Annotated in this window: 6 protein-coding genes; 5 read left to right on the top strand and 1 reads right to left on the bottom strand. The window is 62.2% G+C overall.

What is annotated here, in order from left to right:
- Positions 1–13 precede the first annotated feature (13 nt).
- The 5 genes from ICY20_RS16105 (at position 14) to ICY20_RS16125 (ending at position 8,558) form a co-directional block, all read left to right on the top strand.
- The gene (locus ICY20_RS16105) at positions 14–2,398 is read left to right on the top strand and encodes a TonB-dependent siderophore receptor (protein WP_194937965.1); all 2,385 of its coding nucleotides are present in this window, start codon (positions 14–16) and stop codon (positions 2,396–2,398) included.
- Positions 2,399–2,542: 144 nt separating this feature from the next.
- Positions 2,543–4,243: an AMP-binding protein gene (locus ICY20_RS16110; protein ID WP_194937966.1), complete on the top strand. Its 1,701-nt coding sequence runs from the start codon at positions 2,543–2,545 to the stop codon at positions 4,241–4,243.
- Positions 4,244–4,535: 292 nt separating this feature from the next.
- On the top strand, positions 4,536–4,991 hold the full coding sequence (locus tag ICY20_RS16115) for a (2Fe-2S)-binding protein (protein WP_159962572.1): 456 nt from the start codon (positions 4,536–4,538) through the stop codon (positions 4,989–4,991).
- A complete protein-coding gene (locus ICY20_RS16120; RefSeq protein WP_194937967.1) occupies positions 4,991–7,210 on the top strand; it encodes a xanthine dehydrogenase family protein molybdopterin-binding subunit in 2,220 nt (739 codons plus the stop codon). The genes ICY20_RS16115 and ICY20_RS16120 overlap by 1 nt, the downstream gene beginning before the upstream one ends.
- Positions 7,211–7,226: 16 nt before the next feature.
- The gene (locus ICY20_RS16125) at positions 7,227–8,558 is read left to right on the top strand and encodes a c-type cytochrome (protein WP_194937968.1); all 1,332 of its coding nucleotides are present in this window, start codon (positions 7,227–7,229) and stop codon (positions 8,556–8,558) included.
- 535 nt (positions 8,559–9,093) lie between these two features.
- On the opposite strand, the gene ICY20_RS16130 is transcribed toward ICY20_RS16125, so the two are convergent.
- Entirely contained in the window at positions 9,094–11,151 is a 2,058-nt protein-coding gene (locus tag ICY20_RS16130) for a TonB-dependent receptor (RefSeq protein ID WP_159962575.1), read from the bottom strand.
- Positions 11,152–11,551: the final 400 nt, after the last annotated feature.

The following is an 11,551-nucleotide window of genomic DNA, read 5'->3' on the forward strand; positions in this document are numbered from 1 at the left end:
GGGAACCACCTGAATGGCAAAGCAACCACAACCCACCGCACACTGGCGCGCCGCCGCCCTCGCCTGCACCTTGCTCATGGGCGCAGCCCCGGTGTACGCGGCGCCTGCTCCCGGCGCCTCGGTGGGTAAGCTGTCGCTGAACATCCCGGCGCAACAACTACGCCAGGCGCTGCTGGTGTTCAGCCAGCAATCCGGGCAGAACGTGCTGCTGGACGGCAACCTCGACAGCGCCCTGCGCAGCTCGGCAGTGGTGGGGGTGTACTCGCCGGAACAGGCCCTGGCTGAATTGCTCAAAGGCAGCGGCTACAGCTTTGCGCGCACTGATGCGGTCACCGTGTATTTGGTACCGCTGCCCCAACAGGCTGAAGGCATGACCCTACCGGCCATCCACGTTCAGGACTACGCAGGGCAAGACGGCGGCCAAAGCGTTGGTTACCTGGGCAAGCCAAAATCCACCACCACCAAGCTCGGCCTCACCGACAAGCAAACCCCGCAGGCCGTCACCGTGGTGACCCGTGAGCAACTGGACGACTTCAAGCTCAACAGCGTCAAAGAAGCCCTGCGCAGCGCGCCCTCGGTCACCGTCGAACAATTCGAAACCGACCGTACCGCCTTCACCTCCCGTGGTTTCAAGATCGAAAACTTCGAGTTCGACGGCATGGGCCTGCCCTTCTCCGGCGGTGTGCTGGTGGGCGAGCAAGACATGACCGAGTTCGAACAGGTCGATGTACTGCACGGTGCCAACGGTTTGATGAGCGGCGCGGGCGACCCATCCGCCACCGTCAACCTGGTGCGCAAGCGCCCCACCGACACCTTCCAGGCCCACATCGATGCCAGCGGCGGCTCCTGGGACAACCGGCGCCTGGCTCTGGACGTATCCGGCCCGCTGACCGACAGCGGCAACGTGCGCGGGCGCTTTATCACCTCCCACGACAAGGGCAATTCCTACCTCGATCACTACAGCCACGAAGTCAACGTGATGGCGGGGTTGCTGGCCTTCGACCTGTCCGATGCCGACACCCTGACCGTGGGCTTTTCCCAGCAGGACAGCTATTCCAACGGCAGCACCTGGGGCGGCCTGCCGATTGCCGACTACTTGGGAAACCGCATCCACTACAGCAGCCGCAGCAGCAGCGTGGGCCAGCCGTGGACCTACTGGAATATCCAGACCCAGCGCGCCTTCGCCGAGCTGGTCCACGCCTTCGACAATGGCTGGACCAGCACCCTCACCGTGTCCGGCATGAGCCAGCACTCCGACACCAAAATGCTCTACGCCATCCCGATCACCGCCGACACGGTCGCCGCATATATCAACCGCACCACCAGCACCGAACATCAGGTGGCGGCCGAGGGGCAGCTGTCCGGGCCGTTCAACTTGCTGGGCCGCGAACATGAACTGACCCTTGGCGCCAACTACGGCCGCCTGCACCACACCGAGCGCGGTCACTACCGCACCTCGTCGGGTAATCAAGTGGAAAACCTGGAGGACGTGCTGGCCGGCAACGTGGTGGAGCCGGCGATGAACTACACCGACGACCTCAACACCCAGCTGTTCACCGACCGCCAGAAAAGCCTGTTTGCCGGTGCGCGCTTCAGCCTCACCGAAGACCTGCACTGGATCGCCGGTGCGCGCATGCTCAGCGCCGATGGCGACGGCATGGGCTACGGCTCGCCCCACAACACCCGGGTACATGGCAAAGTCACGCCGTACACGGGCCTGGTCTATGAACTGACGCCACAGTGGAGCCTCTACACCAGCTGGACCGAGATCTTCAAACCCCAATACCTGCGCAGCACTGCCGGCGGCATTATCGAGCCGCTGGAAGGCAAAAGCATGGAAGTCGGCGTGAAGGGTCGGCTGCTGGATGAGCGCCTGGGCGTCACCGCCGCCGTGTTCAAGACCGAGCAGCAGAACGTCGCCGAGGCCACCGGGGCCATCGTCAACGGCCAATACGTGTATCGCGGCGTGGACTACAAGAGCCGTGGCGTGGAGCTGGAAGCCAACGGTGAAATCCTGCCCGGCCTGTCCCTGGCCGGCGGCTACACCTACGTGCACATCGAAGACAACAACGGCGAAAAAGCCCGCCAGTACGTGCCCACTCACAGCGTGCGCGGCAGCCTGACCTATCGCCTGCCCGGCGTGCCCCAGGCCAAGATCGGCAGCCGCGTGCAATGGCAAAGCCACACCGAGGTCGACAGCAACAGCCGCGTGTACCAGAGCGCCTATGCCCTGGTGGACCTGATGGGCAGCTACGACTTCGACGAGCACTGGAGCACCTCGCTGAACCTGAACAACGTCACCGACCAGAAGTACCTGCTGTCGCTGTACCAGGCCGCCGGTTCCACCAACTATGGCGCGCCGCGCAACCTCACCGCGTCGGTGACCTGGAAATACTGAGCATGAGTTTTTTGCACAAGCCATCGGTGTTTCTGCGGGTTCATCTCTAGATTTATGCGTGCCTATACTCGGTTCAGCCACCCGGCTGAGCCGGGGGGCAGTCGCTACAACAAGTCCCTATAACAATAATCAAGGACACCGACCATGACGCACCCCTTCCTGGCCGCCCGGGATTTCCTGCTTGCCCACCGCACCGACTATGTCACCGCCGCACGGGACTTCCGCTGGCCGCAGTTGGATGTGTTCAACTGGGCGCTGGACTACTTCGATGTGATGGCCGAGGGCAACTCGGCCAATGCGCTGTGGATCGTCGAAGAAGACGGCAGTGAACAACGCTACAGCTTCCAGCAACTGGCCACGCGCTCCAACCAGGTGGCCAATCACTTGCGTTCGCTGGGCGTGGGTCGCGGTGACCGGGTGCTGTTGATGCTGGGCAACGACGTGGCGTTGTGGGACACCATGCTCGCCGCGTTCAAGCTTGGCGCCGTGGTCATTCCGGCCACGGCCCTGCTGAACCCGGATGATTTGCGCGACCGTATCGAACGTGGGCAGGTGCGTCACCTGGTGGTCGGTGAAGCCCATGTCGGCAAATTTGCCGGGCTGGCCGAGGGTTGCAGCCGCATCTGTGTCGGCGCGGCGCCCGCTGGTTGGGTGGCCCATGACGCCGCCTTTGAGTATTCAGAGCAGTTCGAAGCCGAGGGCCAGACCCACGCCACCAACCCGATGCTGTTGTATTTCACCTCCGGCACCACCTCCAAACCGAAGATGGTGCTGCACAGCCATCAAAGCTACCCGGTGGGCCACCTGTCGACCATGTACTGGATCGGCCTGCAACCGGGCGACCTGCACCTGAATATCTCCTCCCCCGGCTGGGCCAAGCATGCCTGGAGTTGCCTGTTTGCACCGTGGAATGCCGGGGCGTGCATCTTTATCCATAACGTCGCGCGGTTCAGCGCACCGGCGTTGCTCAACGCGTTGGAACGCTACGGCGTGACCAGCCTGTGCGCGCCGCCCACGGTGTGGCGCATGCTGATCCAGGAAGACCTGGCCAGCTATAAATCACGCTTGAACCTGCGTGAACTGGTGGGCGCCGGTGAGCCGCTGAACCCGGAAATCATCGAACAGATCCAGCACGCCTGGGGCTTGCCGCTGCGCGATGGCTTCGGTCAATCGGAAACCACCGCGCTGGTGGGCAATACGCCGGGCCAGTTGCTCAAGCCCGGTTCCATGGGCCGCCCGTTGCCGGGCTATCAAGTGGTGTTGCTCGACCCGGATGGCGTGCCCGGCACCGAAGGCGAAGTCGCCCTGCCCTTGGTCGCGCGCCCCCTCGGCCTGATGCTGTGCTACGAAGACAGCCCGGAAAAAACCGCCGAAGTGATGCGCGACGGTTATTACCGCACCGGCGATACCGCGCAGATCGACGCTGACGGCTACATCACCTTTGTCGGCCGTGCCGATGATGTGTTCAAGGCCTCCGACTACCGCATCAGCCCGTTCGAACTGGAGAGCGCGCTGATCGAGCACCCGGCGGTGATGGAAGTGGCCGTGGTGCCCAGCCCCGACCCGCTGCGGCTGGCGGTGCCCAAGGCCTTCTTGATCCTGGCCCACGACGCCCCCGGCAGCCATGAACTGGCGCGCCATATCCTCGCGTTTGCCCGCGACAACTTGGCACCGTACAAACGGGTGCGGCGCATCGAGTTTGTCAGCGAGCTGCCCAAGACCATCTCCGGCAAGATTCGCCGCGTGGAGCTGCGGCAGATGGAGGTGGTGCGGCGCCAGAGTGAGACGCGGGGGGAACAGGAGTACTTCGAAGAAGATTTTGTAGTGACTACCCCCACGGTGTAACCGCCTGACTCGGTTAAAAATGTGGGAGGGGGCTTGCTCCCGATAGCAGAGTGTCAGTCAACAGACTCATCGACTGATACACCGCTATCGGGAGCAAGCCCCCTCCCACATTTTGGATTGAGGGGTGTCAGCAGCACTCTGAGCAGCTGACCTAATCCTCTTGAATACTTGCCTGATCCTGCGAACTTCTCGACCACTGGATACTTACCCCTTGCACAGTGGTCTAGAGTTCGACAATAAGCGGCCGCCGCATTCATAAAGGCCGCATCTACCGTCGATCAGCAGGTGAGCCATGGAACTAAGCATTAACCAACAGGCCTATCAGGTCGATGCAGACGCGGACACGCCCTTGTTGTGGGTGATCCGCGATGACCTGGGGCTGACCGGCACCAAGTACGGGTGCGGCCTGGCCCAGTGCGGCGCCTGTTCAGTGCTGGTGGATGGCAACGTCGTGCGCAGTTGCGTCACACCGGTGGCGGCAGTGGTCGGGCGCGAAATCACCACCATTGAAGCCATCGAGGCCGATGACGTGGGCAAACGCGTGGTCGCGGCCTGGGTAGAGAACCAGGTGGCGCAATGCGGCTACTGCCAATCCGGGCAGGTCATGGCCGCCACCGCGCTGCTCAAGCACACCCCCGTTCCCAACGATGCGCAGATCGAAGCGGCAATGATCAACCTGTGCCGCTGCGGCACCTATAACGCTATCCGCACCGCCATGCACGCGCTGGCCAAGCCGGAGCGTGCCTGATGAACACACCCAACGATCTATTCGATGCGCCGGTGAATCTGTCGCGCCGACGCTTTTTGGCCAGTACCGCCGTGGGCGCGCTGGTGATCGGTTTCGGGCTGCCGCTGGGTACGTCCAGGGTGCAGGCTGCCACCGCCGCTGAACGCGGCACTCAAGTGCCGGCCTTCCTGGAGATTCGCCCGGACGGCAGCGTGCGTTTACTCAGCCCCTTTATGGAAGGTGGCCAGGGCACCCACACCGCCATGGCGCAGATTGTCGGTGAAGAGTTGGACGCCGACCCCGCCACGTTTATCGTCGAGGCCGCCCCTCCCGGCGAAGCCTATGTGGTGATGGAAAACGGCATGCGCATCACCGGCGGCAGCATGTCGGTGCGCATGAGCTACCCCGTGATGCGCCGCCTGGGCGCCCTGGCGCGCACCATGTTGCTGCAAGCCGGTGCCGAGCAGCTCGGCGTGCCGATGGCCGAGCTGACCACCCAGCCTGGCCGCGTGGTGCATGCCGCGTCCGGCCGCTCCTTGGGTTACGGTGAATTGGCCAGTCGAGCCCTGGACATGCCAGTGCCCGACCCGGCCAGCATCACGTTGCGCGACCCGAGCCAGTTCCGCTGGATCGGCAAACCGGTGAAACGCCTGGACGCCTACGACAAATCCACCGGCAAGGCCATGTACAGCATCGACCAGAAAGTCGACGGCATGCTCCACGCCGCCGTGCAGCACGCGCCGCGTCTGGGCATGACCGTGGGCAGCCTGCGCAATCAGGCGCAAGTGGAAGGCATGAAGGGCGTGCATTCGGTTCACCAGCTACCCGGTGCTGTGGCGGTGGTGGCCGAACGTTGGTGGCACGCCAAACGCGCGGTGGAAGCGATTCAGGTCGACTGGCTGGAGCCCGGGGCCGACTCTCAAGTGCGAGCCATGCCGGCGGACTTTTCCAGCGATGGTTTCCGTGATTTTCTCGCCGCCCAACAAGGCCCGGCGCGTGACGACGAAAACGAAGGCGATGTGGCCGCCGCGCTGTCCGGCGCCAAGACCAAAGTTGAAGCGACCTACCACAACCAATACCTGCACCACGCCCAACTGGAGCCGCCATCGGCCCTGGCCCGCTTCAACCCTGACGGCACGCTGGACGTGTGGCTGCCCAACCAGGCGCCCGACATGTTCCGCGCCGATATCGCCAAGCGTACCGGCTTGGACATCGCGCAAATCAACCTGCATTCACCCTTGCTCGGCGGTTTTTTCGGCCGGCACTTCCTGTATGACTCGGCCAGCCCGTACCCGCAGGCCATCGCCTTGGCCAAGGCAGTAGGCCGCCCGATCAAGCTGATCTGGAGCCGTGAGGAAGAGTTCCTGCGTGACGTGCTGCGTCCGGTGGCGGTGGTCAAGTTCCGCGCCGCGCTGGATGACAAGGGCCTGCCGGTAGCCATCGAAGCGGTGAGCGCCACCGAAGGCCCCACCGAAGCCATCGCTGGCAAACAGGGCGATAAACTCGACCCCACGGCCCTTGAAGGGTTGTCGGGCAAGGCCTATGCGATCCCCAACAAACGTATCGCGCAGATCTACGTCAAAGGCCCGGCCATGCTCGGCTACTGGCGTTCGGTGGGTAACTCGCTGAATGACTTCTTCTATGAGGCGTTTCTGGATGAGTTGGCCGACAAAGGCGGTCACGACCCCTACGAATTACGCTTGCACCTGCTGCGCGACAACCCTCGCCTGACCACGCTGCTGCAGGCCGTGGGCGAACTGTCCGGCGGCTGGAAACGCGGCCCCTACACCGCCGAAGACGGCACCCGCCGTGCACGCGGCGTGGCTATGGCGTCACCGTTCGGCTCTCATGCGGCAGTGATCGCCGAAGTGTCGATTGAAAGTGGCCAGGTGAAAGTGCACCAAATCTGGGAAGCCATCGACCCGGGCAGCATCGTCAACCCGGCGATTGTCGAGGCGCAGGTCAATGGCGCCGTGGCCCTGGGCTTGTCCCAGGCGTTGCTGGAAGAAGCGGTGTACGTCGACGGCAAGCCACGGGCGCGCAACTACGACCTATACCCGATTCTGCCGCCGTCGCGCATGGCGCAGGTGCATGTGCGGATCGTCGAAAGTGGCGAAAAGATGGGCGGCATCGGCGAACCACCGTTGCCCGCCGTGGCGCCGGCCGTAGCCAATGCGGTAGCGCAATTGACCGGCCAGCGTATCCGCAGCCTGCCCTTGAGCCGACACACCTTCAGCTAACCGAGCGAGACCGCCCATGAACAACCGTCGATTCGCAAGAACCGCAGGCTGGCTGGCGCTGCCCTGCCTGGTCGCCGCAGGTGTGCTAGCTTGGTACGTTACTCGCCAACCCGCCTCACCGCTTGAACAAACCCCTACTGTGGACGCCGCCTTGGTCAGCCGTGGCGAATACGTAGCGCGTTTGAGCGACTGCGTGGCCTGCCACAGCCTGCCGGGCAAGACACCATTTGCTGGCGGCCTGGAAATGGCCACGCCGCTGGGGGCGATTCACGCCACCAACATCACCCCGGATCGCGAACACGGCATCGGCGCCTATAGCCTGGCCGACTTCGACCGCGCCGTGCGTCACGGCGTCGCGCCCGGTGGCCGCAGGCTTTACCCGGCCATGCCCTACCCTTCGTATGTGAAGCTCAGTGACGATGATGTGCGTGCGCTGTACGCGTTCTTTATGAAAGGCGTGCAACCGGCCAGCGAGCCGAATATCCCCAGCGACATTCCCTGGCCATTGAACCTGCGCTGGCCGATTGCACTGTGGAATGGCGTGTTCGCCCCCAGTGAGCCTTACGCCGCCAAGCCCGATCAGGATGCACTGTGGAACCGTGGCGCGTATATCGTCCAAGGCCCCGGCCATTGCGGCAGTTGCCACACGCCGCGCGGCCTGGCGTTCAACGAGAAAGCGCTGGATGAATCCGGCAAACCCTTCCTCGCCGGCGCGCTGCTCGACGGCTGGTATGCACCGAGCCTGCGCCAAGACCCCAACACCGGGCTGGGCCGCTGGACCGAGCCGCAGATCGTGCAGTTCCTCAAGACCGGCCGTAACCAACATGCAGTGGTCTATGGCTCGATGACAGAGGCGTTCAACAACTCCACCCAGTTCATGCAAGACGACGACCTGGCAGCCATCGCCCGCTACCTCAAGTCACTGCCGGGCGATCCGCAACGTGACGGCACGCCTTGGCAGTACCAAACGGCGTCCACCGACAGCGGCCCGGGTGCGCACACCTATGCGACTCGCTGCGCGTCCTGCCATGGCCTGGACGGCAAGGGCCAGCCCGAGTGGATGCCGCCGTTAGCCGGCGCAACCTCGGCACTAGCCAAGGAAAGCGCCTCCGCGATCAATATCACCCTCAACGGCTCACAACGCGTGGTGGTCGCCGGAGTGCCGGATGCCTATCGCATGCCGGCGTTTCGTGAGCAGCTGTCTGACCAGGAAATCGCCCAGGTGCTGAGTTATATGCGAAGCACCTGGGGGAACACAGGGGGCACGGTGGATGCAAAAGCGGTAGGCAAACTGCGCGGGCATACGGACCCGGCGAGCAGCAGCCCGATTATTTTGCATATGCGCTAGCTGACTGAACTCGGTCAAATCTGCGTGGCCTGCCCAAAACTGCTTTTGTGGTGAGCGGGCTTGCCCCGCGCTGGGTGGCGAAGCCGCCCTAAACCCAGGCACCACGGTGTTTCAGTGAGTCCTAAGTGGATGGATTTGTGGCGGCTTCGCCACCCAGTGCGGGGCAAGCCTGCACAGTGTCGAGATGCGTGGTTTTTTGGCGCCGCTGTTTGGTCGTGTTATAGGTTCAAAAATTCAGATGCATCTGCGCCAAGCCATGGAGAAGCTTTCGCGACTTGCGCAAAGGCAATCGCAGCAGCAGATAATTAGAGAGGTTGAATGATGCATTCAGTTTGAATAATCGTCATCCGACAGCGTGGGTTGTGTGTTTTGGTGTGGATTGCCCGACCCACAACTCAAGCGTAATCCGAACCAAATGTGGGAGCGGGCCTGCTCGCGAAGGCGGTGTATCAGTCAATAGATCAGTCGACTGAAACTACGCTTTCGCGAGCAAGCCCGCTCCCACATTTGAACCTATTCCAATCTAGGATCGGGTTTACATGTCGTACCGCACCGCCATGCCAAACGTACGCGGTGCACCGGCATCGATGATTTCATCGTCCCGGTTGTTGGTGACGTATTGCTTGTCGAAGGCATTCTTCACAAAGCCCGACACCGCGACGTTCCTGGTGACCTTGTACTCGCTGCTGAAGTTGGCCAGCACGTAGTTGTCGCTGCGCCGCTCGCCGGTCACCTTGCCCGCTGTGTTGAACTCATACGCAGACGGTGCCGAGCTCTGGTACGTGACGTCGGTGTTGAGGGTCAGGCGGTCGTTGACACGATAAATAGCCCCCACCGATGCCTTGTACTTGGGCGCATACAGGAACGCCTCGCCGCTGCGGTCCTGGCCTCTGTCGGTGATGAAGTCCTTGTACTGGCTATCGGTGATCGCGCCACCGGCGGTCAGGGTCAACTGCTCGCTGAGGTCTTTCTCGACGAACACTTCCAGGCCCTTGATGTCACTGCGGCCAGCGTTGTACACGTTTATGATATTGCTGTTGGCCTCGCGCACGCTGACCTGCTGGTCTTTCCAGTCGGTGTAGTACAGGTTGGCGCGGGTGCGCAGGGTGTCGTCGAAGAATGAACCGCGATACGAAAGCTCGTAGTTGGTGGTGTATTCCGGGTCATACGCCTCGTGGCCGCTGCCGGAACGCACGTTGACACCGCCTCCGCGATAGCCCTTCTGCACCATGAAGCCCAAGTACTGGCCTGCGGCGAGTTCGTAATTGATGCCCAATTTGGGTAACAGGGCCGCGAACGACTTGCTGACTTTGGCTGGGCGGGACAGTTCGTCCTGCTTGATGTCAGTGTCGTTGGTCTCGTGGTCATAACGCAGGCCGGTGATCAACGTCCAGCGCGGTGCGAAGGTCCAGTCGACTTCACCAAACAGCGCCTTGTTTTCGATGGTCGTGTCGCCCCTGACGGTCCTGGCCAGCACGTTATCGAACAGCAACTGATCGTGAAAATTGTTGGTGTTGTGGCCGTAGTAGGCGCCGACAAAACTCTTCACGGTGTCCGAGCTGTAGTTCAGGCGCAGCTCCTGGCTGAACAGGTTGCCATCCTGGCGGCGGCGGATCACTTCGTTGTCGACGGCGTTCTGGTCGAAGTCCAGGCGGTTGTTGTAGTCCGAGGCGGTGTTGGCGGTGAGGCTGGTCAGCGACCATTGGTCGTCGAGGCGGTAATCGACCTTGGCGCTGACGGTGTCCTGGATCAGGTTGTCGTAGGCCTGGGTGTCGGACGAAATCTTGTAGTAACGCACCTTGTCCTTCGTGCGCATCACCGAGTTATCGCCCTGGCGATGCTCGTTGTGGGCATAAGTGAGCAACACATCGAGGTCATCGGTGGGCACGATCAGCAATTTGCCACGGGCATTGCTGGTGCGGTGGGGGTTGGCATCTTTGCCCAGGGCGATGTTGTCGATGTATCCGTCACCGTCCTGGTAATCCAGGGCGATGCGCCCGGCAATCTTGTCATCGACGATGGACCCGCCACCGGCCACGGCCGCGCCCTTTTCACCGTAGTTGCCCACGTTGGTCTGCGCCGAGAACGTCGGCTGGAAGGTCGGGTTGCGAGTCTGGATCACCACGGCGCCCGCCAGGGAGTTGCGCCCCTGGGTGGTGGATTGCGGGCCGAGGAATACTTCGACCTGCTCCACATCCCACAATGTCGTCGGCGAGAGGGTCAGTGTGCGGTTGGGCTGCACGGCGCCGTCGACATACACCGACACCGCGCCATTGAGGGTGGCCGGGCCCTGGTCGTCAAAACCGGACACCGGCACCCCGCGAATGCCCCAGTTTTCGTTACCAGCCTGGCTGTACACACCCGGTGTGCGTGCGAAGACATCCACCAGGCTGTGGTCGGCCTTGTCGCGTAGCTGCTGCTCGGTGACCACCACCACGCTGGACTGGGTTTGCTCAAGGGTACGGTTGATTTTTTCACCGCTGACCGTGATCGGCGCAATTTCCACAGCCTGCGACTCGTCGGCCCAGGCGCTGCCCGCCATGCACGCCACTGAACCGACCGCCAACGCGATTGTATGTTTTTTGAAATTCACGCCCTGCTCCCCTGCCCCGGATAATTATTGTTGTTGCGGCGGGCCAAATGCGGCCAAACGCCAGCGGGGCGGAGTCTAAGGGATAACAAATACGAATGGAACACTATTGATAACAGATCTCATTTGAGAGCTTTTAACGCAATGTAATGTTTTGCATACATCTAGCTGATGCTACCACCTGAATAAATGCGCACCCCAAACGTGCGTCATTTCTACCCAGGTGACGGTTTTTGGGGCACAGCAACAGCGCCAACACACCAGAACCCCCTTAAAAATCATAAACATAGCGTTTATGGCCTGAAGCTTGCTTTTGAAACAGCGCCGCGCCTTGCGGTACTCGTTTCCCCCATCCCCTTGCGATGGGCGACCCAGCCTCAACGATGCGGCTGATGTCTCCAAG

This window comes from Pseudomonas pisciculturae, assembly GCF_015461805.1.
Taxonomy (GTDB): Bacteria; Pseudomonadota; Gammaproteobacteria; order Pseudomonadales; family Pseudomonadaceae; genus Aquipseudomonas; species Aquipseudomonas pisciculturae.

Excerpts from the sequence above, each read along its gene's own strand:
- ICY20_RS16125 (WP_194937968.1), top strand. The coding sequence starts at position 7,227 with ATGAACAACCGTCGATTCGCAAGAACCGCAGGCTGGCTGGCGCTGCCC.
- ICY20_RS16120 (WP_194937967.1), top strand. The coding sequence starts at position 4,991 with ATGAACACACCCAACGATCTATTCGATGCGCCGGTGAATCTGTCGCGC.
- ICY20_RS16110 (WP_194937966.1), top strand. The coding sequence starts at position 2,543 with ATGACGCACCCCTTCCTGGCCGCCCGGGATTTCCTGCTTGCCCACCGC.
- ICY20_RS16105 (WP_194937965.1), top strand. The coding sequence starts at position 14 with ATGGCAAAGCAACCACAACCCACCGCACACTGGCGCGCCGCCGCCCTC.
- ICY20_RS16115 (WP_159962572.1), top strand. The coding sequence starts at position 4,536 with ATGGAACTAAGCATTAACCAACAGGCCTATCAGGTCGATGCAGACGCG.